General features: G+C 67.5%; 17 protein-coding genes and 1 riboswitch. Of the genes, 6 read left to right on the forward strand and 11 right to left on the reverse strand.

All coding sequences use genetic code 11. The features are described from left to right. Window positions 1–436: 436 nt before the first annotated feature. The 4 genes from QRO95_RS08105 to QRO95_RS08120 all read right to left on the reverse strand — a co-directional run bounded on the left by QRO95_RS08105 (window position 437) and on the right by QRO95_RS08120 (window position 5,911). The gene (locus tag QRO95_RS08105) at window positions 437–2,410 is read right to left on the reverse strand and encodes an AsmA family protein (RefSeq protein WP_285302234.1); all 1,974 of its coding nucleotides are present in this window, start codon (window positions 2,408–2,410) and stop codon (window positions 437–439) included. A gap of 83 nt (window positions 2,411–2,493) precedes the next feature. After that, entirely contained in the window at window positions 2,494–3,132 is a 639-nt protein-coding gene (locus QRO95_RS08110) for a hemolysin III family protein (RefSeq protein ID WP_005410682.1), read from the reverse strand. Window positions 3,133–3,346: 214 nt separating this feature from the next. Continuing rightward, window positions 3,347–4,951, reverse strand: coding sequence for a peptide chain release factor 3 (locus tag QRO95_RS08115; RefSeq protein ID WP_014038155.1), 1,605 nt, complete (start codon window positions 4,949–4,951; stop codon window positions 3,347–3,349). A 66-nt stretch (window positions 4,952–5,017) separates the two neighbouring features. Then, on the reverse strand, window positions 5,018–5,911 hold the full coding sequence (locus QRO95_RS08120; protein WP_285302235.1) for a M23 family metallopeptidase: 894 nt from the start codon (window positions 5,909–5,911) through the stop codon (window positions 5,018–5,020). Between the two features lie 149 nt (window positions 5,912–6,060). Next, a riboswitch (SAM riboswitch) is annotated at window positions 6,061–6,179 on the forward strand. A 77-nt stretch (window positions 6,180–6,256) separates the two neighbouring features. Between QRO95_RS08120 and QRO95_RS08125 the strand changes: the two genes are divergently transcribed. Genes QRO95_RS08125 through QRO95_RS08135 form a run of 3 tightly spaced genes read left to right on the forward strand, consistent with a single transcriptional unit; the run spans window position 6,257 to window position 9,584 of the window. Then, entirely contained in the window at window positions 6,257–7,288 is a 1,032-nt protein-coding gene (locus tag QRO95_RS08125) for a homoserine O-succinyltransferase (RefSeq protein ID WP_049401407.1), read from the forward strand. After that, on the forward strand, window positions 7,285–8,520 hold the full coding sequence (locus tag QRO95_RS08130) for an O-succinylhomoserine (thiol)-lyase (RefSeq protein WP_285302237.1): 1,236 nt from the start codon (window positions 7,285–7,287) through the stop codon (window positions 8,518–8,520). Before QRO95_RS08125 ends, QRO95_RS08130 begins: the two co-directional genes overlap by 4 nt. Continuing rightward, complete coding sequence (locus QRO95_RS08135; protein WP_285302239.1) at window positions 8,517–9,584, forward strand: homoserine dehydrogenase; 1,068 nt, start codon at window positions 8,517–8,519, stop codon at window positions 9,582–9,584. The genes QRO95_RS08130 and QRO95_RS08135 overlap by 4 nt, the downstream gene beginning before the upstream one ends. 58 nt (window positions 9,585–9,642) lie before the next feature. Here the strand turns inward: QRO95_RS08135 and QRO95_RS08140 are convergent, their stop codons facing one another. Continuing rightward, window positions 9,643–10,638, reverse strand: coding sequence for an alpha/beta fold hydrolase (locus QRO95_RS08140; RefSeq protein WP_121504647.1), 996 nt, complete (start codon window positions 10,636–10,638; stop codon window positions 9,643–9,645). 122 nt (window positions 10,639–10,760) lie between these two features. Beyond that, entirely contained in the window at window positions 10,761–12,143 is a 1,383-nt protein-coding gene (locus tag QRO95_RS08145) for an L-serine ammonia-lyase (RefSeq protein ID WP_049456519.1), read from the reverse strand. Between the two features lie 100 nt (window positions 12,144–12,243). Here QRO95_RS08145 and QRO95_RS08150 point away from each other — a divergent pair, with 100 nt between their 5' ends. After that, entirely contained in the window at window positions 12,244–12,474 is a 231-nt protein-coding gene (locus QRO95_RS08150; RefSeq protein WP_032127830.1) for a glutaredoxin family protein, read from the forward strand. 99 nt (window positions 12,475–12,573) lie between these two features. Here QRO95_RS08150 and QRO95_RS08155 read toward each other — a convergent pair whose 3' ends face one another. From QRO95_RS08155 to QRO95_RS08165, 3 genes are read right to left on the reverse strand one after another with little or no spacing between them, the layout of a single operon-like run. Continuing rightward, a complete protein-coding gene (locus QRO95_RS08155; protein ID WP_010482754.1) occupies window positions 12,574–13,146 on the reverse strand; it encodes a YceI family protein in 573 nt (190 codons plus the stop codon). 3 nt (window positions 13,147–13,149) lie between these two features. Then, a complete protein-coding gene (locus QRO95_RS08160) occupies window positions 13,150–13,722 on the reverse strand; it encodes a cytochrome b (protein ID WP_005410672.1) in 573 nt (190 codons plus the stop codon). 10 nt (window positions 13,723–13,732) lie between these two features. Beyond that, the gene (locus QRO95_RS08165; RefSeq protein ID WP_049420948.1) at window positions 13,733–14,365 is read right to left on the reverse strand and encodes a YceI family protein; all 633 of its coding nucleotides are present in this window, start codon (window positions 14,363–14,365) and stop codon (window positions 13,733–13,735) included. Window positions 14,366–14,530: 165 nt separating this feature from the next. On the opposite strand from QRO95_RS08165, the gene QRO95_RS08170 reads away from it, so the two are divergent. Beyond that, complete coding sequence (locus QRO95_RS08170; protein ID WP_285302240.1) at window positions 14,531–18,076, forward strand: ATP-binding protein; 3,546 nt, start codon at window positions 14,531–14,533, stop codon at window positions 18,074–18,076. Window positions 18,077–18,172: 96 nt separating this feature from the next. After that, window positions 18,173–21,700, forward strand: a complete 3,528-nt coding sequence (locus QRO95_RS08175; protein WP_285302241.1) for a hybrid sensor histidine kinase/response regulator — start codon at window positions 18,173–18,175, stop codon at window positions 21,698–21,700. Window positions 21,701–22,170: 470 nt separating this feature from the next. Here the strand turns inward: QRO95_RS08175 and mdtD are convergent, their stop codons facing one another. Continuing rightward, window positions 22,171–23,580, reverse strand: a complete 1,410-nt coding sequence (mdtD, locus tag QRO95_RS08180) for a multidrug transporter subunit MdtD (RefSeq protein WP_132810625.1) — start codon at window positions 23,578–23,580, stop codon at window positions 22,171–22,173. A gap of 92 nt (window positions 23,581–23,672) precedes the next feature. Next, on the reverse strand, window positions 23,673–24,755 hold the full coding sequence (gene hemE / locus QRO95_RS08185) for a uroporphyrinogen decarboxylase (RefSeq protein ID WP_032127799.1): 1,083 nt from the start codon (window positions 24,753–24,755) through the stop codon (window positions 23,673–23,675). Window positions 24,756–24,776 lie beyond the last annotated feature (21 nt).

The raw sequence follows: 24,776 nt of genomic DNA on the forward strand, positions 1-24,776 counted from the left end.
CCTGGTTACGGATCGTCGAGATCTAGGCTCGCACGGCGGCCCACGCCGGCTCTCGCCGCCTACGCTGCCAGATTCCGATCAGATAAGGCTCGATGGCGCCATCCATGGCGCCAACGGTCCTGCACGCCCATGCCCTCTGCCTCTGGATACATTGCCGCGAGCGCGGTGAGATTCGCCGCAGACGATCTGCTTTTGGTAGCTGCCAACCTTGGTTGGCAACAGCTTTTGAATTTGCTTTTTTCTTCTGACTTTGAATTTCCGCTCTCGTTCCGCGCGCAGGAACCTGTCCGGAGCCGAAGCAAGGCGGCAGGCAGGACCGTGAGGCGCATGGATGCGCCGACCGAGCCTACAGGGACGTATTTACGGCGTGTCCTGCCTGTCGCCTTGCTCCGGCTCTACGCGCGGGAAAAGAGGCGCCGCGAACAACGCTGTAACCCTACTTCGCATACTGCCCCCCGCAGTCGGCATCCTTCCCCGGCCCCAGTTCGATGGTCGCCAGCAATGCCGCTGGCGGCGCGATGCTGCCCAGCGCCAGGGCCACGGCTCCCCGGATGCCCAACGCCTTGAAGTCCGGTCGGAATGACGGGTCCTTGAACGTGCCACTGATGTGCAGTGGAGAGCGCAGCACCAGAATGCTCTTGTCCTTCGGGCGCGGTTTCAGCAGCAGGTCCAGGGTCTCGTCGCGCAGGCTGACCGTGCCTTCGCCGATGAGGATCGTATCGGTAGTGTCCACCGCCAGCGCCTGGCTGGTCATCAGGCCGTCGCGCACGCCGAAGTCGGCGAAGGCGCAGCGCAGGGGAATCTGTTTGTCGCCGGTCACCAGGAATTTCAGTGATTCGGTGATGTCCAGCCCTGCCAGTTCCATCACCAGGTTGCCGACATGGCCGCGGCCCATCGCCAGGCCGACCTTGCCACTGCTGCTGCCGAGCATCGCGGCGATCGAGTTGCCGCGGCCGCTCAGGTCCACCTCGCCGCCGATGCCGCCCTTGGCCTGCTCGGCCAGTTTCGCGTCCGGAAACAGCTGGCCGAGCTGCACGCCGCGCACGCTGGCCTTCAGAGCGGTGCTGATCTGCGGACGGCGCGCGTCCATGCGGATCGTGCTGCGGATATCGCCTCCGGCCACGCCGAAGTTCAGCGGGTCCAGCCGCAGTACGCCGTCATCCAGCAACAGGTGCGCATCCATGTCATCCAATGGCAGCGATGGCGCGTTGATGCGGTGGGCTTTCCAGCGCACGTCGGCATCCATCGCGCGCAGCTTGCCGAGGTTGTAGGGCGTGTCGGGCAGCACGCGTGCGCGGGCAGCAACCCGTGCGGCCTCGGCCTTCTGGTCTGCGTTGGCGGTTTCGCCGCCGCCGGTTTTCGGTGGGGCACCGACGAAGCCGGCAAGGTCATCGAAGTCCAGGCGTTTGGATTCCAGCGTGGCGGTCAGCCGCGGGCGCGCACCGCCCACTTCGAACTGCAGATTGCCACCGAGGTCGCTGTCGCCGACCTTGCCGGTGAAGGCGTCGTAGCGCCAGACGTTGTGGTCACGCTTGAGCCGGCCGTTCAACGCATAGGGTGGCGACGGCGGAATGGCAATGCCGAGCAGCGGATAGAGGTCGGCGAGGTCCTGGCCGCTGAGCGCAAACTGCAGATCGAACACGCGCAGCTGGAAGGGATTGGTCAGCGTGCCACTGGCTACCGCGTGGGTGGCGCCTGCTCGGCCATCGAGATGGATGCGGAACGGATGGTCGCTGTCGGTCAGCTCCAGCGGTGATTCCGTGCCGCCACGCAGGGTGAACGGATTGCCCTGCCAGTGTCCCTTGCCCTGTACCAGCAGCGGTGGCGCCGCATCGGCCTGTTTCGGCTGGCCGCTGCGCACGTCCACGCGGATATCGGTACGGCCGAGCGCGTCGAGGAACTGCAGGCGACCGTCATCGATGCGCAGCCGTTTGAGCTGCGGGCTGGTCCCACCGGCGCTGCCACCGAGGAAATCCCAATTGCCCGGGTCGCCCTTGCGCGGCGCTGTTTCCAGCAGCACGTCCGGCCGGGTCAGGCGCACTTCGGGCAGCTGCACGCTGCCGCGCAGCAGCGGCCACACCCGCACGTCGATCTCGACGCGGTCTGCGGTGGCCATATCGGGTTGCTTCGCCCAGCTTGCATTGGCGAAGGTGATCGCATCGGCGCGGATCGTACTGGTGCGGCCGAGGTCGACATCAAGGTTCCCGATGTGCAGCGCACGGCCGGTGCGTGCCTGCACCGCGCGCTCAACCGGCCCCTTGAACCAGTTCCAGTCCCACAGCGCGATCAGCAGCAGGAGTGCCGCCAGCAGGAAGATCAGGATCGTGAGCCAGCGCCGGCCTCGTGGGCCGGGGCGGCGGAGGCGCCAGCGGGTCGTGCGCTTTGCGTCAGGGGAGGCGGCAGCATTCACGCCGCCATGGTTGCCCCCTCTTCGTGGACAGGGCGCGAAGCGTCCATGTGCGTGGTGTGCACACGCCGCGTTCGAACGCTGGTTTACAGCACCTGCATGGTGACCGCGACGAAGTGGCAGACGCTGCCACCGATCACGAACAGGTGCCAGATCGCATGCGAATACGGGATCGATTCACGGTGGTAGAAGTAGGTCCCCAGCGTGTACGACAGGCCACCGGCGAACAGCCAGGTGAGGGTGCCGCCGTCGATCGAAGCCCACATCGGCTTGATCGCCACGACCACCAGCCAGCCCATGGCGATGTAGATCACCGTTGAGAGCACCTTGAAGCGGCCGGTGTAGAACAGCTTGAACACCACGCCGCCCAGCGCCAGCGCCCAGATCGCGGTGAACAGGCCCCAGCCCCACGGGCCACGCAGGCCGATCAGGGTGAACGGGGTATAGGTGCCCGCGATCAGCACGTAGATCGCGCAGTGGTCGAACACCTTCAAGCGGCCCTTGGCGACCGGATGCTGGATGGCGTGATACAGGGTGGAGGCGGTGTACAGCAGCAACAGCGCGATACCGAATACGATCGCGCTGGCCAGCTGCCAGCCGTCGCCGTAGATCGCAGCCAGGGTGATCAGCACCGCGCTGGCTGCCAGGGCGAACACCGCGCCCAGGCCATGGGTCAGGGCGCTGGCGATTTCTTCACGGATCGAAGCAATGGACGTCGTGGACATGGGCATGGGCATCGTTCACGGGGAGGGGGACCCGCGTCCCCCTATCATCGCCGCGATGGCCGCCGTGTGCACGCCCGTCACCGTATGGTGGGTGAATCCCTGCGTTGCGCCGATGAATCCGTGAGCGGTAGATCCACGCCATGCGTGGATGAACCGCCCGCGACGGCCGGGGGCAGAGCCCTTTCCCTGCGGAAAGGGATCCGGCCCGCTGGCATCAGCCCACCGAAACCGTATGCGCCGCTTCGCGGGTGGCCGAGAAGCGCACGTCCGGCGAGCGTTCCTGCGCCAGCTGCAGGTTGACCCGGGTCGGTGCCAGGTAGACCAGGTGGCCGGCTGCATCCAGCGCCAGGTTCAGCGCATTTTTCTCGCGGAACTCTTCCAGCTTCTTCTCGTTGCTGCAGTGGACCCAGCGCGCAGTGGTCACGCTTACCGGCTCGAAAGTGGCTTCCACGCCGTACTCGTCCTTCAGGCGGTAGGCGGCCACGTCGAACTGCAGCACGCCGACCGCACCCAGGATCAGGTCGTTGCTGGTCAGCGGGCGGAAGAACTGGGTCGCACCTTCTTCGGACAGCTGGGCCAGGCCCTTCTGCAGCTGCTTGAGCTTGAGCGGATCGCGCAGGCGTGCGCGGCGGAACAGTTCCGGGGCGAAGTTGGGGATGCCGGTGAAGGTGACCGCTTCGCCTTCGGTGAAGGTATCGCCGATGGAAATGGTGCCGTGGTTGTGGATGCCGATCACATCGCCTGGCCACGCCTCGGCGGCGATCTCGCGGTCGCTGGCCATGAAGGTCAGCGCGTTGGCCAGCTTCATTTCCTTGCCGGTGCGCACGTGGAAGGTCTTCATGCCGGCGCTGAAGCGGCCCGAGCAGACCCGCATGAACGCCACGCGGTCACGGTGCTGCGGGTCCATGTTGGCCTGGATCTTGAACACGAAGCCGGTCAGCTTGTTCTCTTCCGGGGCGATCTCGCGGCCGGTGGTGGAACGCGCCTGCGGCGACGGGGCATGTTCGACGAAGAAGTCCAGCAGCGGCTGCACGCCGAAATTGTTCACGCCGGAACCGAAGAACACCGGGGTCTGCTTGCCGGCGCGGTAGGCGTCCAGGTCGAACGGATGGCTGGCGCCCTGCACCAGTTCCAGTTCGTCGCGCAGGTCGGCCAGCATCTGTGCACCGATCTTCTCGGCCAGGCCGGGCGCATCGATGGACGGGAAGATGGTCGAGTCCTGGCGGGTGAAGTTGCGGCCCGGTTCGTACAGGTGCACTTCGCCGGTCAGCAGGTGGACCACGCCCTTCAGGCGCTGGCCCATGCCGATCGGCCAGGTCACCGGCGCGCACTGGATGCCCAGCACGGTTTCCACTTCATCCAGCAGCTCGATCGGGTCCTTGCCCTCGCGGTCGAGCTTGTTGATGAAGGTCATGATCGGGGTGTCGCGCAGGCGGCACACTTCCATCAGCTTGATGGTGCGCTCTTCCACGCCCTTGGCCACGTCGATCACCATCAGCGCCGAGTCCACCGCGGTCAGCACGCGGTAGGTGTCCTCGCCGAAGTCGGCGTGGCCGGGGGTGTCGAGCAGGTTGACGATCTTGCCTTCGTACGGGAACTGCATCACCGAGGAGGTGACGGAGATGCCGCGCTCTTTTTCCAGCGCCATCCAGTCGGAGGTGGCGTGGCGGGCGGCCTTGCGGCCCTTGACCGAACCGGCCATCTGGATCGCGCCTCCGAACAGCAGCAGCTTTTCGGTCAGCGTGGTCTTGCCGGCGTCAGGGTGGGAGATGATGGCGAAGGTGCGGCGACGCGACGCTTCGTTGGCGACTTCGGACATGGCAGTGGCGCCCGCCCGGGGCGCTTTTCAAAGAGATAAGCGCCCGATTATACCGGCCGGGGGCGGTCAGCGCCCGGTGCCGCCTTCGGCCTCGCCCTGGCGGGCGAACTGCAGTTGGCCCTGTTCGGCGAAGATGCGTGCCGGCACCGAGCGCAGGCCCATGCCGCGGTTGACCTGCACCACGAAGTGCAGGTGCGGCGCGCTGCTGAAGCCGCTGTTGCCTGACAGGCCGAGCGGCTGCCCGGCCCCCACCGCCTGGCCGCGACGCACGCGCATGCCGCCGGCCTGCAGGTGGCCGTACAGCGCCATGCTGCCGTCGCTGTGCAGCACGCGGATGAAGTTGGCACGGCCGCCATCGCGCTCGCGGTCCTGGCCGTTGCCACGGAAGCCATCCTGGATCTGCATCACCGTGCCCTCGCGCGCGGCCAGCACCAGCGTGCCCTCCGGCAGTGCGAAGTCCACCGCGTCGCGGTTCTCCTCGTCATCGTGGCTGAACCGGCCCTGCGGCGCCTGGTCCACGCGCGGACGGGCCGCATCGAAAGGCAGGCGATAGGCGACATCTTCGGCCTGTGCGGCCGGGTTGCCCGGCACCGACTGCAGGCGCAGATCCAGGGGGCGGCCGTTGGACGGGGCGGGCAGGTGGCCGACCACCAGGCTGCTGTCGCCCTGGATCAGCGACTGCACCGGCAGGCCTTCGACCGGGCGTCCGGGCGCGGCGCGCAGTTCGACCTGCAGCGGACCGGCCAGTGCGTTGTCGACCCGGGCCTGCCAGTGCTCGCCGAGCGGCTGCAGGCGCAGCTGGGCCATCGGCGCAGCGCTCTGCGCGGTCTCGCCACGGGAGGGCGGAGCGGCCGGGGCGGCCTTGGGCACCAGTCCCCAGCCCTGGCGCCAGTCACCGGCGCTGGCCGTCGTGCTCGCCAGCAGGGACATCAGCAGGCAGGTCAGAGGCAGGCGCAGCATCAGTGGTTCCAGAGGGTAGGGACCGCCGGGACTGTAGCCGATCCTGAACAGGACGACCGCGACCGCCTTCGCATAGTCGCGTTGAAAATATTCATCGCTTTATCCGCATGAAGGGATTGACAGTGCCGGAAAGGGCTGGCATCGTGGCTCCACCATCGAGACCGGCAGAGGGACAGGCCCTTTGAAGCCGGGGCAGCCCGCGGATGCGAAAGCGTCTGCGTAGGTGCCAAATCCTGCGGGGACCGTGGCGTCCACCGAAAGATGGTTCGAACCATGCACCCCACGTGCATCTCGAACGCGGGCCCCGCGAAGGCTCGATGGCCGATTCCCCAACCGGATCCCGCCATGAGCTTCGCCGCCAGTACCGCGCTTCGCCCCGAACCCTTTGTCCCCGTCAGCGTGCCGGTCGAAGACCGCGTGCATGCCGAGCGCGGTGAGTTCGCCGCGGTGCTGTCGATGCGTCACGCCGGCCCCAGCCCGGTGCGCCTGCGCTATGAGTGGGTCGGCCCGGCCAATGCGCCGGTGGTGGTGCTGGCCGGTGGCATTTCCGCCCATCGCCACGTGGCGTCCAATGCACAGTTCAGCGAGAAAGGCTGGGCCGAAGACCTGGTCGGCAGCGGGCGCGCGCTGGATCCGCAGCAGCTGCGTGTACTGGCCTTCGACTTCATCGGCGCCGATGGTGCACTGGATGTGCCGATCGATACCGCCGACCAGGCCGATGCACTGGCGCTGCTGCTGGACCATCTCGGCATCCGCACGCTGAAGGCGTTCGTGGGCTACTCCTACGGGGCGCTGGTCGGCCAGCAGTTCGCGATCCGCCACCGTGCACGCGTGCGCCAGCTGGTGCTGGCCAGTGGCGCGCATCGCCCGCATCCGTATGCCGCCGCCTGGCGCGCATTGCAGCGCCGCGCGGTCGCGTTGGGCCAGCTGCAGTGCGGCGAAGACCACGGTCTGGCGTTGGCCCGGCAGTTCGCCATGCTCAGCTACCGCACCCCGGAAGAGTTCGGCGAGCGCTTCGATGCCGCGCCGGAAGTGATCAATGGCCGCGTGCGCGTGGCCGCCGAAGACTATCTCGACGCTGCCGGTGCGCAGTACGTCGCGCGCACGCCGGTGACTGCTTACCTGCGCCTGTCCGAATCGATCGACCTGCACCGCGTCGACCCCACCGCGATCCTGCCGCCCACCGTAGTTGTCGCGGTGGAGGGTGACCGCCTGGTGCCGCTGGCCGACCTGGTCGGTCTGGTCGAAGGGCTGGGCCCGCGCGGCAGTCTGCGCGTGCTGCGCTCGCCCTACGGCCACGACGCCTTCCTCAAAGAAACCGATCGCATCGACGCGATCCTCGCCACCGCCTTCCGCACTTCTGGAGAGTCCGCATGAGCCTGCACGCAAACGAGCCGTCCTGTAGTCGCACCACTGCCGCCGTCCGTGCCGGCATCGATCGGGACACCGCGTATGGTGCGGTCACGCCGCCGATCGTGCTGTCGTCGAACTTCAGTTTTGAAGGCTTCGGCAACAAGCGCCAGTACGACTACACGCGTAGTGGCAACCCGACCCGTGACCTGCTCGGCGAGGCGCTGGCGGAACTGGAGGGCGGCGCCGGCGGCGTCATCACCGCCACCGGCATGGGTGCGATCAACCTGGTGTTGAACGCATTGCTGCAGCCGGGCGACACCCTGGTGGTGCCGCACGATGCATACGGCGGCAGCTGGCGCCTGTTCAATGCGCTGGCGAAAAAGGGCCACTTCGAACTGGTCACCGCCGACCTGACCGATCCGCGCGCACTGGCGCAGGCGCTGGCCACGCAGCCGAAGCTGGTGCTGGTGGAAACGCCGTCCAACCCGCTGCTGCGCATCACCGACCTGCGCTTCGTCATCGAGGCCGCGCACAAGGCCGGTGCACTGGTGGTAGTCGACAACACCTTCCTGTCGCCGGCACTGCAGCAGCCGCTGTCGTTCGGCGCGGACCTTGTGCTGCATTCCACCACCAAGTACATCAATGGCCATAGCGATGTGGTCGGTGGGGCGGTGGTCGCGCGCGATCCGGCGCTGCACGAGCAGCTGGTGTGGTGGGGCAACGCGCTGGGCCTGACCGGCTCGCCGTTCGATGCGTTCCTGACCCTGCGCGGCCTGCGCACGCTGGATGCGCGCCTGCGCGTGCACCAGGAAAACACCGCGTCGATCGTCGCCCTGCTGGACCAGCATCCGGCGGTCGGCACGGTGTACTACCCGGGGCTGGCCGATCACCCGGGCCACGCCATCGCCGCGCGCCAGCAAAGCGGCTTCGGCGCGATGCTGTCGTTCGAACTGGCCGACTGCGAAGGCGATGATCCGCATGCCGCAGTGCGTGCCTTCGTCGATGGCCTGCGCTGCTTCACCCTGGCCGAATCGCTGGGTGGCGTCGAAAGCCTGATCGCGCACCCGGCCACCATGACCCATGCGGCGATGACCGCTGAAGCGCGCGCGGCCGCCGGCATCAGCGAAGGCCTGCTGCGCCTGTCGGTCGGCATCGAGGCCGAGCGTGACCTGCTGGCTGATCTCGGCGCAGCGCTGCAGCGCGCCGAAGCCGTGATCGATGCGGCTGCGCGCCGCAAACAGGTGGTGGATGCATGAGCGCGCTCGCCGCTGACATTCCTGCGCTGGGCGTGGGACGCCTGGCGCTGCTCGGCACCGGCACGGTGGGCTCTGCCTTCGTGCAGCGCTACCAGGCGTTGCAGGCACGCGGGTTGGAACTGCCCAGCGTGCAGTGGCTGGCCAATTCGCGCACCGCACTGGCGATCGACCGTGATCTGGCGTTGCCGCTGGAGCTGGCACGACGCGCACCGCGTGACGGTCTCAGCTCACCGCCATGGGCGAGCGCCGAAGGGCTGGAACGGGGTGACGTGGTGGTCGATGCCACTGCCAGCGAAGATGTGGCCGCACGTCACGTGCAGTGGCTGGCGCGTGGGGTGCACGTGGTCACCGCCAACAAGCTGGGCCGCGGTGCGCAGCTGGCACGTGCCACGGCCATCGCCGAGAGCTGCGCAGACAGTGGCGCACGCTATGGCGACAGCGCCACCGTCGGTGCCGGCCTGCCGTTGCTGAGCAGCCTGCGCGCGCTGGTAGCCGGTGGCGACCACATCCACGCCATCGAGGGCGTGCTGTCCGGCTCGCTGGCGTGGCTGTTCCATCGCTATGACGGCCAATCGCCGTTCTCGGCGGCGGTGCGCGAGGCGCTGGTGGCCGGTTATACCGAACCGGACCCGCGTCTGGATCTGTCCGGCGAGGACGTGCGCCGCAAGCTGCTGATCCTGGCGCGCAGCAGCGGGCTGGCGCTGGATGCTTCGCAGGTGCAGGTGGATTCACTGGTGCCTGAAGCGCTGGCAGCGCTGCCGCTGGAGGATGCGGTGGCTGCGCTTGAGCAGCTGGATGCGCCGCTGCAGGCGCGCTGGCAGCAGGCACGCGACAATGGTCGTGTGCTGCGTTTCGTCGGCCGCGTTGATGGCGAGGGTGCGCAGGTAGGCCTGCGCGAGTTGCCGGCCGATCACCCCTTGGCGCAGGGTGCAGGCACCGACAACCGCGTGGCCATCCACAGCGATCGCTATCACCGCCAGCCGTTATTGATCCAGGGGCCGGGCGCGGGTGCGGAAGTCACTGCGGCCGCGTTGCTGGATGACGTGCTGCGGATCGTGGGCTGATCGCAGCGTTCCTGTCGAGCCAAGCCCATGCTCGGCTCGACAGGAGCACGCCTGCTGGTCAGCGGGACTTCAACGCCTTCAACAACGCGTTGTTGAACTGCTTCGGGTCCTGCACCTGTGGCGAATGGCCCAGTTCGGCGAACTCGACCAGCGTCGCGCCGGGAATCGTCGCGGCCGCCGACTTGCCGAGCACTGGATAGTTGCCCAGCGTTGCCTTCACCGCTGGCGGCGCCAGGTCGCGGCCGATCGCGGTGCGGTCCTTCTGGCCGATGAACAACGTGGTCGGCACCTGCAGATTCTTCAGTTCGTAGACCACCGGCTGGTTGAACACCATGTCCGATGCCAGTGCCTGGCTCCATGCAACGACCTGCTTGCCAGGCCCTTCGTACATGCCCGACTGCATCCGCGCCCACGGTTCATACGCCGGCTTCCACTTGCCGTCGTAGTACACGTCCAGCTGGTAGCGGCGGATGCTGTCATAGCTGATGTTCATTTCGCCGGCGTACCACGTGTCCACGCTGCGCCAGGGAACACCCAGCGCCTTCCAGTCTTCCAGCCCGATTGGATTGACCAGTGACAGGCTGCGCAGGTCCTGCGGGAACATCAGCGCGTAGCGCACCGCCAGCATGCCGCCCATCGAATGACCGACCAGGTGCACCGGTACATCACCCAGCTGCAGCTGTTGCAGCAGGGCATGGGTGTTGGCGGCCAGCTGCGCGAACGAATACTGGTAGCGCTCGGGCTTGCTGGATTTGCAGAAGCCCACCTGGTCCGGGGCGATCACCCGGTAGCCGGCGGCGACCAGTGGCTTGATCGATTCCTTCCAGGTGGCGGCACAGAAGTTCTTGCCGTGCAGCAGCACCACCACGCCGATGGGCGCCTTCTTCGGCGCGATGTCCAGGTATGCCATCTCCAGCGGCTGCCGCTGCGATTCCAGCCCGAAGGTCTTCACCGGATAGCCGTAGTCGAAACCCTCCAGCCGCGGCCCGTAAGTGGGCGCGGCCAGCGCGGACAGCGGCAGGCAGGCAAGCAGGGCAGCAGCGATCACGCGCATGGGGCCAATCCGGGGTAGGGGAGCCCCGAGCCTAACCGGAACGCGGTGACGGTGTCGTCCGATGTTGAGCCGGGCTCATGCCCGGCTGCAGGGTAGAGCCAGGCCATGCCTGGCTGCGGCCATCAGCACTCGATGACGTTCACCGCCAGGCCACCGCGGCTGGTTTCCTTGTACTTGTCCTGCATGTCGCGGCCGGTATCGCGCATGGTCTTGATCACCTTGTCCAGCGACACCTTGTGCTTGCCGTCGCCGCGCATCGCCATGCGCGAGGCATTGATCGCCTTCACCGCACCCATCGCATTGCGCTCGATGCACGGGATCTGCACCAGGCCGCCGATCGGGTCGCAGGTCAGGCCCAGGTTGTGTTCCATGCCGATTTCCGCAGCATTCTCGATCTGGCTCGGGTTGCCGCCCAGCGCCGCGACCAGGCCGCCGGCCGCCATCGAGCAGGCCACGCCCACTTCGCCCTGGCAGCCCACTTCGGCACCGGAAATCGAAGCGTTTTCCTTGTACAGGATGCCGATCGCCGCCGAGGTCAGCAGGAAGTCGAACACACGCTGCTCGTTGGCGCCCGGGCAGAAACGGTCGAAGTAATGCAGCACGGCGGGCAGCACGCCGGCCGCACCGTTGGTCGGCGCGGTCACCACGCGGCCACCGGCGGCGTTTTCTTCGTTCACCGCCAGTGCGTACAGGTTGACCCAGTCCAGCGTGGTCAGCGGATCGCGCATCGCCGCTTCCGGCTTCGACGACAGCTCGCGGTACAGCGCCGGTGCGCGACGGCCGACCTTCAGGCCACCCGGCAGCACGCCTTCCTCGCGGATGCCGCGCGCAACGCACGACTGCATCGCGCTCCAGATCTCGCGCAGGTTGGCGCGGATCTCGTCTTCGCTGCGCCAGCACTTCTCGTTCTCGAACATCAACTGGGCAATGCTCAGGCCGCTGCGTGCGGTCTGCGCCAGCAGCTCGTCGCCGCTCTTGAACGGGTAGGGCAGCGGGGTCTCGTCGGGCACGATGCGGTCATCGGCCGCGTCGTCCTGGTTGACCACGAAGCCGCCACCAACCGAGTAGTAATCGCGGGTGGCGATCACTTCGTCGTCGGCGTTGTACGCGGTGAAGCGCATGCCGTTGGTGTGGTACGGCAGCTTCTGGCGCTTGTTCATGCCGAGGTCGCGCTTCTCGTCGAAGGCGATCTCGTGCTGGCCCATCAGCTGGATGCGCTTGCTGCTGCGGATGCGCTCCAGGGTGGCCGGGATGATGTCCGGGTCGATCAGGTTCGGCCGCTGGCCTTCCAGGCCGAGCAGGATCGCCTTGTCGGTGCCATGGCCGCGGCCGGTCAGCGCCAGCGAGCCATAGACATCGGCGCGGATGCGTGCGACCTCGTGCAGGCGGCCCGGATCGAGCAGCCAGCGATGGATGAATCGCTCGGCGGCCTTCATCGGCCCGACGGTGTGCGAGGAGCTCGGGCCAATGCCGATCTTGAAAACGTCGAACGTGCTGACAGCCATGGTTGCCGTACTGCGGGTACCGGAAGAGACCGCTATTCTAGCGGTTCACGCCGCACTTCAATGGCTGCGGCGCAGCATTTCCACCAAGGGGACCCTGCCGGTGTTGACTCTGTTCCAGCGTGACGACTGCCACCTGTGCGACATGGCGCTGGCCGAGCTGGCCAAGGCCCGGGCGCCGGAATTCGAATCGGTGTTCCTGGATGACCAGCCAGCGCTGGAATCGCGCTACGGCGCGCGGGTGCCGGTGCTGCGCGACGAGCGCGGCGACCGTGAGCTGGACTGGCCGTTCGACGCGGCTGCGGTTCAAGCCTGGCTGGCCGTCGAACGGTAGTGCCGGCCGCTGGCCGGCACCTGCCCGCATCGGTGAGGTTGCCGGCCAGCGGCCGGCACCACCGGAGATGATGGCCGGGGCGGTGCCCCGGCCCGTTGATCATTTCGCGTCGAACTTCACGATCGTGCTGATCGCGGTTTCGTCCGGGATGGTCTTGGTGTCAGCCCAGTCACCGCTGCCGACGCCGAAGTCCAGGCGCTTGACGGTGGCCTTGCCGGTCAACACCGGCTGGGTGCCCGGCTTCCAGGTGAAGGTGAGGGTGACCGGCTTGCTGACGCCGCGCAGCTCCAGCGTGCCGTCGGCGGCGAACTGGTCGTTGCCCACCGCACGGAAGCCCTTGGCGGTGTAACGCGCAGTGGCGAACTTGCCGACGTTGAAGAAGTCGGCGGTCTGCAGGGTCGAGTCGCGGTCGCTGTTGCCGCTCTTGGCACCGGCCAGCGGAATCACCACGTCCAGCGAACCGGCGGCCGGGTTGGCCGGGTCGAAGCTGAGCTTGGTGGCAAAGCCCGGAAAGCTGCCGGTGAACACTTCGCCGTCGTACTTGGTGGCGAACACCAGGATCGAGCCGGCGCCGGGGGCCTGCGCGTAGTCCGCGGCGAGCGCCGGGGCGGTGGCCAGCATGCCGGCCAGGGCGGCGGCCACGGCGGCCGGAGTGGTCAGTTTCAGGTTCATCGGTCAGTCCTTCTGAGGGGAGGCGAGCCAGCCGCGCGGCAACATGCGGGACAACGTTGCATCGCGCTGGAACAGGTGGTGGTAGAAGGCAGCGCCGGCATGGGCCAGCACCACCGCGATCAACAGCCAGAAGCCGTATTCGTGGATGGCGTGGGACACCGCGACGACCTGCGGATCCGGGCCACTCAGCTTGGGCACATCAACCAGGCCGAACCAGCGGAACGGGCGCAGGCCACTGGCCGAGTCGTACAGCCAGCCCGACAGCGGGATGGCGAACATCAGCACATACAACAGGACATGGGTCGCGCTGGCGATGCGCTCCTGCCAGCTGGGCACGCCCGGCACCGGCTTGGGGGCGCCGGCGTACAGGCGCCAGCCGAGGCGGAACAGCACCAGCGCCAGTACGGTGATGCCGATCGACTTGTGTGCGGTGTAGACCCAGAAGTACTTGGGCGTCTTGGGCAGTTCGCCCATGGTCAGGCCGACCACGCCCAGGGCGAGGATCAGCAGTGCGATCAACCAATGCAGGATCTGGCTGACACTCCCCCAGGCGGCGGGGGTGTTCTTGGCGGTCATGAAAGGTCCTCTAGCGGGCCGTCTTGGGGTCGGAGTGCGGAACGGGAGCGGGAGTTCCCGGGGCGTCGCTGCGGTCGAGGGTGGCTTCAGCCTCGATCCTCAGCTGTACTGCATCACCGATGACGCCCGGCCAGGCGGTGATGCCGAACGCGCGCCGGCTCAGCGTGGTGCTGGCGGAAAAACCGGCGGTGCGTCGGAACGGGGGGAGGGGGTAGCGCTTGATGGCGTTGAGGGTCACGTCCAGGGTGACTTCCTGGCTGACGCCGCGCAGGGTCAGGGTACCGATCACGTGGGCGCGCCTGGCATCGATCGGTTCGACCCGGCTGGAGACGAAGCGCGCGCTGGGGAAACGCTCGCCGTCGAGCAGGCTGCGGGCCAGCGTGGCCTGGTTCCATTTGGCATCACCTAGGTCCAATCGCGACACGGGGACCTCGACATCCAGTGTGGCCTCGCGCCAGTTGTCGGGATCGAACTGCAGGCGGCCCTCACTGCCGGAGACCGTACCCATCGCCTGCGAGTAACCCGCGTGGTCGATGGTGAACAGCACACGCGTATGCACCGGATCGAGGCGATAGGTATCTGCATCCGCCCAGGCGGGGGCGGTGGCGAGCAGCATCGGCAGCAGGGCCAGGCAGGGACGCATCGATGGCGGGCTCCGGAAGGGGGACGTTGCGATCATACGCACAGCCCCCTGCCAACGTTGCGTGCATGGCTGCAACAGTTCGTGGTGGGTCCACCGGTGGAAACAGCCTGTTGCAGCCATGAACCCGGCCCTGTGTGACAATCGGGACAGGACAGGGGGTTCAGGATGACGAGCGGTTGGCGCCGGTGGTGCCGAGGCATCGCGGGAATGGGGCTGCTGCTGATGGCGTTCGCCACGGCGGCCACGGCCCTCGACATGGCGGAAACACCGCGCCTGCGCCGTTTCGGTGCAGCTGAAGGCATGCCCTCGCGCATGGTGCTGGCGCTGGCCGAGGACCGCCAGGGCCATATCTGGGCGGCCACCGATGGTGGCCTGGTGCGCTATGACGGTGGCAACCTGCGGGTCTGGGAACATGATCCGGAGCAGCCGGGCTCGCTGCCCGGCAACGAGATCGAGACCCTGCTGGTCGATCCCCTGGACCGCGTCTGGGTCGGCATCAATGGCAAGGGCGTGGCCCGGCTGGATGCCGACCGCGAACGCTTCAAGACCTTCGATGCGGTCAACGGCCCCTGCATGAGCCAGTTCTGGACGCTGGCCTACGCCGAGGATGCACTGTGGATCGGCACCAGTGGCCATGGCGTCTGCCGTTTCGGTGAAGACGGCAGCCTGCGCTTCTTCGAGCATGATCCGGCCCGTCCTGGCGGGTTGCCCAGCAATACCATCTACAGCAGCCTGGTCGATGCGCAGGGGCGACTGTGGATCGGCACCGAGGCGGGCATTGCGCGCTGGAACGGGACTGGATTCGAGGCTGTCGCGCCGCGCGAACTGGGGGCGCTGAGTGTGTTGCGCCTGAGCCGCGACCCCGATGGCTCGATCTGGGCCGGCAGCCAGAATGACGGCCTCTACCGTATCGACGCGCAGGACCGGGTCAGCCGTCCGCGCTGGGCCGACAGTGCGCGCCTGCGTTCGGCACTGGTGCTGGCCGATCGCCAGGGCGGTTACTGGGCGGGCACCTCCGATGGCCTGTTGCGTGGAGATGCCAGCATGCTGCGGCGGCTCGACGGCGACCGCGGCAGTGGCTTCCTCACTGCCCAGAGCGGTGTGCTTGATCTGATGCAGGACCATGAGGGCGGATTGTGGGTGGCGCTGCTGACCCAGGGCCTGGCCTACCTGCCGCCGGACTGGCGCCGGTTTTCGATCTGGAACCAGCTTGACGGCAAGCCGCTGGACAGCCAGTACCTGCTGAGTGCAGCCAGTGATGGCCGGAATTACTACGTCGGCTCAGCGCATGGCGTGTACCAGCTGGACGCGCAGGGAGTACTGAAGTTGTTGGCCAGCGATCGCGAGATCGGCAGCGGGGCGGTGTGGTCGGTGCTGCCGCGGCCGGACGGGCGCCTGTGGCTGGGGCGTGCCGGCCGCATCAGCGTGTACGACCCGGCCACCCGCGCGCTGCACGATTGGCATATCGATGGGGGAGCCGATCTGCGCCAGCGCATCGATCTGATGCGGCAGGCCCCCGATGGCACGGTCTGGCTGTCGGTGATGAACCTGGGCCTGCAGCAGCGCAGCGCCGATGGCCGCGTGCTGCGTAGTTACCCGCTGGAGGATCTCCGCAAGACCGCCGATTCACCGGTCGAGCAGATCCGCTTTGATGCACAGGGCAAGGCCTGGGTGATGGGCGACATGGGGATCTGGCGTGAACAGGCCGGGCGCTTCGAAGCGGTGCCGGGCGTTTCGCGCGGGCTGATCTACGATCTGGTGTGGGTGGATCCACAGCAGCTGTGGCTGGCCCGGCAGGGCGCGCTGGAACGCTACCAATGGGATGGCATGAGCCTGCGCCTGATCCAGCGCATCGATGGCAGTGCTGGCGTGCCCTCGGTCAGCATGGGAGGACTGGCGCTGGCCGAAGACGGCCGCCTGTGGGCGACCACGCCACGTGGCCTGCTGCGGTGGGACCCGAAAACGCGCCGCCTGCAGCAGTTCAACGAACGCGATGGCCTGCCCGACGCCGAGTTCACCAGCAGGCCGCCGGCGGTGAATGCCGATGGTCGCGTGCTCGCGGTGGCCCAGACCGGCCTGGTCGTGTTCGATGTGAATGCTGCCGATGCGGTGCTGCCGCCGTCGTCGCTGGTGATCGCCGAGGTCCGCGTGCGGCGTGATGATGCCCGCGGCTGGCAACCGCTGCCGACCACCGGCACGCTGTTGCTGGGGCCGGATGATCGTGATCTGCAGATCGATGCGCGACTGCTTTCCTATGCCAATCCGCAGGGCAACCGTTACCGCTTCCGGGTGCAGGGCTACGACCAGAACTGGGTGGAGCAGGGCGGTGACGGCCAGCGCACGCTGTCGCGGCTGCCGACCGGCAGCTACGTCATTGAAGTCCAGGCGGCAACGGCCAGTGGCACGTGGACGCCTTCACAGCGGTTGCAGGTGAAGGTGCTGCCACCCTGGTGGCGCAGCGGCATGGCGATCTTCGGCTACCTGCTGATCGGCTCGCTGCTGCTGCTTATCCTGGTGTGGTCGATCCGTGCGCGCCTGCGCCGCCGCCAGCAATGGCAGTTGACCGTGCACAAGCAGCAACTGGCAGAGCAGGCCTCCCAGGCCAAGAGCCGGTTCCTGGCCACGCTGGGCCATGAGGTGCGCACGCCGATGACCGGTGTGCTCGGCATGAGTGAGTTGCTGCTGGCCACCCCGCTGGATGCGGTGCAGCGCAGCTATGCAGGCTCGATCCAGCAGGCTGGCAGCCACCTGCTGCGGCTGGTCAATGACGCACTGGATCTGGCCCGCATCGAGGCCGGCCGGCTGGAGCTCGACCTGCGCCCGTTCGATCTGGCTGGCCTGCTCGACCAGGTGCAGGCGTTGATGGAGCCGATGGCGAAGCAGCGCAACCTGGGGTTCCAGCGTGGGGGCGATCCGCTGGGGCCGATCAGCGTCAGCGGCGACGAGATGCGCGTGCGGCAGATCCTGCTCAACCTGCTGGGCAATGCAATCAAGTTCACCGAGCGCGGGCACGTCGGCCTGGCCGTGCGCCTGGAAGAGAACGGTGGCGGACTCTGCTTCGAAGTGCATGACACCGGCCCGGGCATCAACGCCGAGCAGCAGGACCGGCTGTTCCATCGCTTCGAACAGGCGGACGGCCCGCGCACCGCGTCGCGCTATGGCGGCAGCGGGTTGGGCCTGGCGATCTGCCAGGAGCTGGCCATGGCCATGAACGGACGCATCGAAGTGGACAGCCAGCCGGGCAAGGGCGCGCGATTCCGGGTGTGGTTGCCGCTGCCCTGGATCCGGCAGGCCGCCAATGCGCCGGGCGAGTCGCCGGTGCTGCCGGTGCTGCCGCCGCTGCGCATCCTGCTGGTGGAAGATGACGCGACCGTGGCCGAGGTCATCGCCGGCCTGCTGCGTGGCCGTGGCCACGACGTGGTGCACGTGCTGCATGGCCTGGGCGCGCTTTCGGAGATTGCCACCGATGGTTTTGACGTGGGCCTGCTCGATCTCGATCTGCCCGCGCTGGACGGCACCGCCATCGCTCGCCAGCTGCGCACCATGGGCTATGAACTACCGCTGGTGGCGGTCACCGCGCGCTCCGATGCCTACGCCGAGACCCAGGTCCTGGCGGCCGGGTTCGATGGCTTCCTGCGCAAGCCGGTGACCGGTGACATGCTGGTGACTGCCATTGCCCAGGCGCGCGCAAAACGACAAACCGCTCTTTGAATGCGCCAGCGCCGGGCGTGAACGGCGCGACTTTCGGTTTACCATGCCGACGCCCGTAGTGCGGGAATCATCAGAAGCAGCGTGAGGAGGCAATCGGTGGTGTATCTGCGGGCGGCGATGCTGCTGCTGGTCCTCCTGTGCTGCCTGTCGCCCGCTGCGGCGCAGCCGGTGCCACCGAGCCCGCGTCAGGTGACGGTGTTCGACGGCTTGCCGTCCAATACCGTGAACCGCATGGCCGAGGATCGTTACGGTTACCTCTGGATCGCCACCAACGACGGTCTGGCCCGCTACGATGGGCGCAACTACCGGATCTGGCGTTCGGAAGACGGCCTGCGCGACAACCGCATCTGGACGGTGCTGGTCGATGCCCGCAACCAGCTCTGGATCGGCACCGAGAACGCCGGTCTGGTACGGATGTCGGCCGATCGTCGCCAGCTGCATTTCTACGACCGCAGCAGCCAGCCGTTGATGGGCACCAACACGGTCTGGAGCCTGGCCACCACGCCGGATGGTTCAGTCTGGTTCGGCACCCACGAAGGTGGTCTGTACCGCCTGGACAACCAGGACCGGCTGCAGCGCTTCCTGCCCGAAGCGAACAACCCACGCAGTCTGCCGGCCGCATCGGTGCCCTATCTGGCAACCCTGGCCGATGGCAGCCTGTGGATAGGCACCAAGCATGGCGTCGCGCGCTGGACCGGCACGGACTTTGAACGGGTTGGTGCCGGCATTGTTCCCAGCCTGCTGATCAATGGCTTGACGGCCGAGCCCGATGGCAGCCTCTGGATCAGCACGATGGCCGGTGCCATCGTGCGTCGTCCCGATGGTCGTTTCGAGGCACCGTCCTGGAAGCTGCCCGAAGGCGAACAGGTGCTGGGCATGATGCTGCGCGACGAGCAGGGCGGGCACTGGCTGGACACCCGCACCGGCCTTGGTCGCGCGGTCGATGGCCAGTACCAGGCCGTGCCGCTGTACAGCGCGGTGGCGCGTGGCCCGGTACGCCCGAACTGGACCGGCGCCTACGAGGATCGCGAGGGGGGCATCTGGCTGGCCAGCACCAACGCCGGCCTGTGGCACCTGCTGCCGCGCTGGTGGCAGTTCTCGGTGCTGTCGCGGCTGGAGGACGACCCGCGCTCGCTGCGCAATGCCTTCGTGCTGGGTACCAGCCCGTCCAGCAACGGCGGCATCTGGACGGTCGGCAGCCACGGCGCGCTGGACCGCTTCGATCCGAAGAGCGGCCGCATCGAACAGCACCGCACCTGGGTCAACGGCATGCGCTGGCTGACCTCGGTGCGCGAGGATCGCCGCGGCCAGGTCTGGATCGGCTCCAACGACGCGCTGCTGCGCTACGACCCGAAGCGGCGAGATCTGCGCCGCTGGGGCCGGGATGCCGGCGCCGACGCGACCATGGAAGGGGTCATCGAATCGATGATGACCTGTGATGGTGACAGCCTCTGGCTGATGCTGCCGTCGGGTCTTCAGCAGCGCGATCTGGATGGGCGCCTGCGGCGCCAGCTGGACAATGGCCAGCGCGGATTGCAGCAGGGCCAGCTCAATCTCGATGTGGAATGCGGGCCGCAGGATCATATCTGGCTGGCCAGCAGCCGAGGCCTGCTGCAGTGGCTGCCGGAAAGCGAGCGCTTCCAGCCGGTGCCGGGCGCACCGGCGACCGCGATCCATGCACTGCACGTGGGCAGCGATGGCCAGGTCTGGCTGTCCGAGGATGGCCGCCTGTCGCGCTACCGCTGGCGCCAGGGCCGGCTGGAGCGGCAGGCCGTGATCGGTGCCGAGCAGGGCTACCCGGCGATCTCCGCTTCGGGGCTGGTGGTCGATGCACAGGGGGTGGCGTGGGCAACCAGCGCGCGTGGCCTGGTGCGCATCGGCGCCGATGGCCAGAGCGTGCGCCTGTATGGCGTGCATGACGGCCTGCCGAGCCAGGAATTCCGCGAGCACACGCTGGTGATGTCGGGAGACGGCCATCTGGTGGCGGGTACGCCGGCCGGTGTGGTGGTGTTCGACCCGGAGCAGGTGCGGCCCTCGATGCGGCGTGCGCCGCTGGTGATCGAGCGGGTGGAGGTGCGCCGCAACGAGCAGGTGCTGGACCTCACCCACGACGCGCCGTTGCAGATCGCCGATGGCGACCGCGATCTGCGCATCGTCGCGCGCCTGTTGTCGTTCGCCGATTCGGCGTCCAATACCTATCGTTACCGGTTGGCCGGCTATGACCCGGACTGGGTGGAAGTGGGACCGGCCGGTGAGCGCCTGTTCTCGCGGCTGGCACCGGGCAGCTATCGGCTGGAAGTGCAGGCGCGGTCGGCCGACCATGTCTGGTCACGGGTGCAGAGCCTGGAATTCCGCGTGCAGCCACCGTGGTGGCGCAGCCTGTCCGGCCTGCTGGTGCTGGCCTCGTTCGCGCTGCTGCTGACCAGCTGGTTCGCCTGGCTGTACCGTCGGCGCCTGCAGCGTCGCCACGCCTATCAGCTGGCGCTGCACAAGCAGGAGCTGGCCGAGCAGGCGTCGGCGGCCAAGACCCGCTTCCTGGCCAACCTTGGTCATGAGATCCGCACGCCGATGACCGGTGTGCTCGGCATGAGCGAGCTGCTGCTGTCCTCACCGCTGGATCCGCAGCAGCGCGGCTATACACAATCAATCCGCCACGCCGGCGAGCACCTGCTGCATCTGGTCAACGATGCGCTGGACCTGGCGCGGATCGAATCGGGCCGTCTGGAGTTGCAGTCCAAGCCGTTCGCGCTGAGCTGCCTGCTGCAGGACCTGGCGGCGCTGATGGGCCCGTTGGCTGCACAGAAGGGCCTGCGCTTCACCCTCGACAACCAGTTGCCGCCCGGCCTGCAGGCCACCGGCGACGCGATGCGGGTACGGCAGATCCTGCTGAACCTGCTTTCGAATGCGGTCAAGTTCACCAGCCGCGGCACCATCACCCTGCACGCGCGCAGCGACGCCGAGCTGCGATCGCTGCATTTCGAAGTGCGCGACACCGGCCCCGGCATCAGCCAGGAGCAACAGCAACGCCTGTTCCGCCGCTTCGAGCAGGCCGATGGTGCACGTACCGCGGCGCAGTACGGCGGCAGTGGCCTGGGCCTGGCGATCTGCCGCGAACTGGCGCATGCGATGCAGGGGCGGATCCAGGTGGAGAGCCAGCTTGGTCGCGGCACCTGCTTCGGCGTGACGTTGCCGTTGCCGATGGTGGTCGATGCCGATGCCGAAGCAGATGGTGAAACGCACCGCGAGGACGCGGCCAACATGCCGCCATTGCGGGTACTGCTGGTGGAGGACGACGCGACTGTGGCCGATGTGGTGCGCGGGCTGCTGAGTGCGCGCGGGCACGAGGTGGTACATGCGGGCCATGCGCTGGCGGCACTGCGTGAGATCAGTGCCGGTGATTTCGACGTCGGCCTGCTGGATCTCGACCTGCCGGGCCTGAGCGGCTTCGAGCTGGCCCAGCATCTGCGCAACCAGGGCTACATGCTGCCGCTGCTGGCGGTGACCGCACGTACCGACCCGGACCTGCAGCAGCAGGTGGAGGCGGCCGGCATCGGTGGCTTCCTGCGCAAGCCGGTGACCGGGGAACTGCTGGTGGAAGCGATCGCCCGGGTGATGGGAAGGTAGGTTCGGCAGGGCCTGCGGCCCTGGTACACGCCATCGCATGCGCGCTGTCGCTCCCACGCTTCGCTGCGCGAAACGCGGGCCCCTCTTACCAGCGCCCATACCCCCGCCGCTTCGCGGCCGCCCCCTGACTCAGGGGGCTCTCCTCCAGACCCGTCGCGGTCTCCAGTAGATCCACGCCATGCGTGGACGAATCTCTGTCAGATATCAAAATGAATCTGACCCCATGTACATTTCGATATCTGACCGATGTGTCGACCAAGGTCGACACCCACCAACAGCAGCGCCCATCTGTCAGAGGTGGGGCGGTGTCGGATTGCGGGGTGTCAGCCGCATGGATGCGGCTGCCAAGCCTGCAGGGACGTACTTGTGGCGTCCCCGCAATCCGACACCGCCCCGCCATTCCACGGAATGCCCGCTTTTGACGCTGACGTTGATTCGGCGGGTGCAGGGTGCAGCCCTGCCGAACCCCCTCACTCCGCGACGTGCTCGACCTGCCGCGGTTCGGGCTTGGTGTCCGGCAGCTGCCAGAAGATCATCGTCGAGGTCAGGGTGATCGCGCCCACGCACAGGAACGTCGCATGCAGTGCCGCGGTGGCGCTGTTGCTGTCCAGGTGATTGCCGAACGCAGCCAGCAGGCTGCCGGCCGCCGCGGCACCGAAACCGGCGGCGAGCATCATCACCATCGACAGCAGGCTGTTGCCGGAACTGGCGAATTCGCGGTCCAGATCCCGCAGCGTCACGGTGTTCATCACGGTGAACTGCAGGGAATTGACCGCACCGAAGAAGGCCAGCTGCAGCAGGCGCCAGGCCAGGTGCTGGCCGGGTGTCATCAGGATGAAGCTGGCCATCGCCAGGCCAACCAGCACGGTGTTGACCATCAGCACGCGGCGGTAGCCGTAGCGCTCGACCAGCTTCACCGCCAGCTTCTTCGACACCATGCCGGCCGCCGCCACCGGCACCATCATCAGGCCGGCGTTCATCGGGCCAAGGCCCAGGCCGACCTGCAGCAGCAGCGGGATCAGCATCGGCATGGCGCTGCTGCCGATGCGCGAGAACAGGTTGCCAAGGATGCCGATGCGGTAGCTGGGCACGCGGAACAGGGCCAGCGAGAACAACGGCGCGGTGGAGTTGGCGGCATGCAGCCAGTAACCGACCAGTGCGGCCAGGCCGGCCACGGTCATCAGCATCACCAGCGCATGTGGCGTTCCGAGCCCGGAGATGCCGTCCAGCGCCAGCGACAGCACCACCATCGCAAAGGCCAGCATGATGTAGCCGCGCAGGTCGAAACGGGTGCGATGGCTGGCGTAGTGGTCGGGCATGATCTTCATCGCGGCGATGAAACCGATCACGCCGATCGGCAGGTTGATCAGGAACACCCAGTGCCACGACGCGATCTCGACCAGCCAGCCACCCAACGTCGGGCCGATCAACGGGCCGACCAGCGCGGGGATGGCGATGAAGCTCATCGCGCGCAGGAAGTCCTCGCGTGGCACCGAACGCATCACTGCCAGGCGTCCAACCGGCAGCAGCATCGCACCGCCGATTCCCTGCAGCACACGTGCCCCAACCAGCTGGTGCAGGTGCTGGGCCAGCGCACAGGCCAGCGAGCCGAGGGTGAACAGGATGATCGCCACCAGGAAGGTGCGGCGGGTGCCGTAGCGGTCGGCGATCCATCCGGAGGCGGGAATGAAGGTGGCTACCGCCAATGCGTAGCTGAACACCACCGACTGCATCTGCAGCGGGCTTTCGCCCAGGCTGGCCGCCATCGCCGGCAAGGCCGTGTTGACGATGGTCGAGTCCAGCATCTGCATGAAGATCGCCAACGAAACCAGCCACAGCAGGGGGCGCTGGCGGGTGTAGGTCGATGGCGATGTGGACATGGGGTGTGGCCGGTGCAGCGTGGGGGTCGTCATGATCGCGCACTGCGGGTCACGGCGCGATCAACATCGCGCCGCAACCGCATGCGCAATGCTCAGCGCTGGCTGTGCGCGTGCACTGCGTCGACCAGCACCTGCACGTGCGCCGGGTCCATGTCCGGCGACATGCCGTGACCGAGGTTGAACACATGGCCCTCGCGCGAACCACCGTTGCCGGCGGCATAGGTGTCGAGCACGCGTGCTGCTGCGGCGGCGATCGCATCCGGCGAGGCGTACAGGGTGGTCGGGTCGAGGTTGCCCTGCAGGGCGACGCGGCCGCCGGTGCGGCGCATCGCCTCGTCCAGATCCAGCGTCCAGTCCAGGCCCAGCGCATCGGCACCGGTCTGCGACAGCGCTTCCAGATGCAGGCCGGTGCCCTTGCCGAACAGGATCAGCGGGGTGCGCTCGTTGCCTTCGCCGCGCTCCAGGCCCTCGGCAATCCGCTGCAGGTAGCGCAGCGAGAACTCGCGGTACATCGACGGCGACAGCACGCCACCCCAGGTGTCGAACACCTGCAGCGCCTGTGCACCGGCCGCGCGCTGCGCGCCGAGATAGGCGATCACCGCCTCGGTGGTGACCTCCAGCAGGCGGTGCAGGGCCTGCGGATGGTTCAGTGCCATCGCCTTGATCCGCGCGAAGTCCTTGCTGCCGCCGCCTTCCACCATGTAGCAGGCCAGCGTCCACGGGCTGCCGGAGAAACCGATCAGCGGCACCTGGCCGTCCAGCTCACGGCGGATCAGGCGCACCGCGTCCATCACGTAGCCCAGGTCCTGTTCCATGTCCGGCACCGCCAGCCTGGCGATGGCCGCTTCATCACGCACCGGGTGGCGGAACTTCGGGCCTTCGCCTTCGACGAAGTACAGCTCCAGGCCCATCGCATCGGGAATGGTGAGGATGTCCGAGAACAGGATGGCCGCATCCAGCGGGAAGCGGCGCAGCGGCTGCAGGGTAACCTCGCAGGCAATCTCCGGATTCTTGGCCATGGCCAGGAAGCTGCCGGCCTTGGCCCGGGTCGCGCGGTATTCCGGCAGGTAGCGTCCGGCCTGGCGCATCAGCCAGACGGGGGTGCAGTCCACCGGTTCGCGGCGCAGGGCGCGCAGCAGGCGATCGTTGCGGAGAGGGCTGGTCACGATGGGCATTCCTTGGACGAAAGTTGGCAG

The organism is Stenotrophomonas maltophilia group sp. Smal13, assembly GCF_030236855.1.
GTDB classification, from domain to species: Bacteria; Pseudomonadota; Gammaproteobacteria; order Xanthomonadales; family Xanthomonadaceae; genus Stenotrophomonas; species Stenotrophomonas maltophilia_A.

What these genes read in the sequence shown, in the direction of transcription:
- hemE (WP_032127799.1), bottom strand. Translation starts at nt 24,755, where the DNA reads ATGCCCATCGTGACCAGCCCTCTCCGCAACGATCGCCTGCTGCGCGCC.
- QRO95_RS08125 (WP_049401407.1), top strand. Translation starts at nt 6,257, where the DNA reads ATGAGCTTCGCCGCCAGTACCGCGCTTCGCCCCGAACCCTTTGTCCCC.
- QRO95_RS08110 (WP_005410682.1), bottom strand. Translation starts at nt 3,132, where the DNA reads ATGTCCACGACGTCCATTGCTTCGATCCGTGAAGAAATCGCCAGCGCC.
- QRO95_RS08145 (WP_049456519.1), bottom strand. Translation starts at nt 12,143, where the DNA reads ATGGCTGTCAGCACGTTCGACGTTTTCAAGATCGGCATTGGCCCGAGC.
- QRO95_RS08115 (WP_014038155.1), bottom strand. Translation starts at nt 4,951, where the DNA reads ATGTCCGAAGTCGCCAACGAAGCGTCGCGTCGCCGCACCTTCGCCATC.
- QRO95_RS08140 (WP_121504647.1), bottom strand. Translation starts at nt 10,638, where the DNA reads ATGCGCGTGATCGCTGCTGCCCTGCTTGCCTGCCTGCCGCTGTCCGCG.
- QRO95_RS08160 (WP_005410672.1), bottom strand. Translation starts at nt 13,722, where the DNA reads ATGACCGCCAAGAACACCCCCGCCGCCTGGGGGAGTGTCAGCCAGATC.
- QRO95_RS08130 (WP_285302237.1), top strand. Translation starts at nt 7,285, where the DNA reads ATGAGCCTGCACGCAAACGAGCCGTCCTGTAGTCGCACCACTGCCGCC.
- QRO95_RS08135 (WP_285302239.1), top strand. Translation starts at nt 8,517, where the DNA reads ATGAGCGCGCTCGCCGCTGACATTCCTGCGCTGGGCGTGGGACGCCTG.
- QRO95_RS08155 (WP_010482754.1), bottom strand. Translation starts at nt 13,146, where the DNA reads ATGAACCTGAAACTGACCACTCCGGCCGCCGTGGCCGCCGCCCTGGCC.
- QRO95_RS08170 (WP_285302240.1), top strand. Translation starts at nt 14,531, where the DNA reads ATGACGAGCGGTTGGCGCCGGTGGTGCCGAGGCATCGCGGGAATGGGG.
- QRO95_RS08165 (WP_049420948.1), bottom strand. Translation starts at nt 14,365, where the DNA reads ATGCGTCCCTGCCTGGCCCTGCTGCCGATGCTGCTCGCCACCGCCCCC.
- mdtD (WP_132810625.1), bottom strand. Translation starts at nt 23,580, where the DNA reads ATGTCCACATCGCCATCGACCTACACCCGCCAGCGCCCCCTGCTGTGG.
- QRO95_RS08120 (WP_285302235.1), bottom strand. Translation starts at nt 5,911, where the DNA reads ATGCTGCGCCTGCCTCTGACCTGCCTGCTGATGTCCCTGCTGGCGAGC.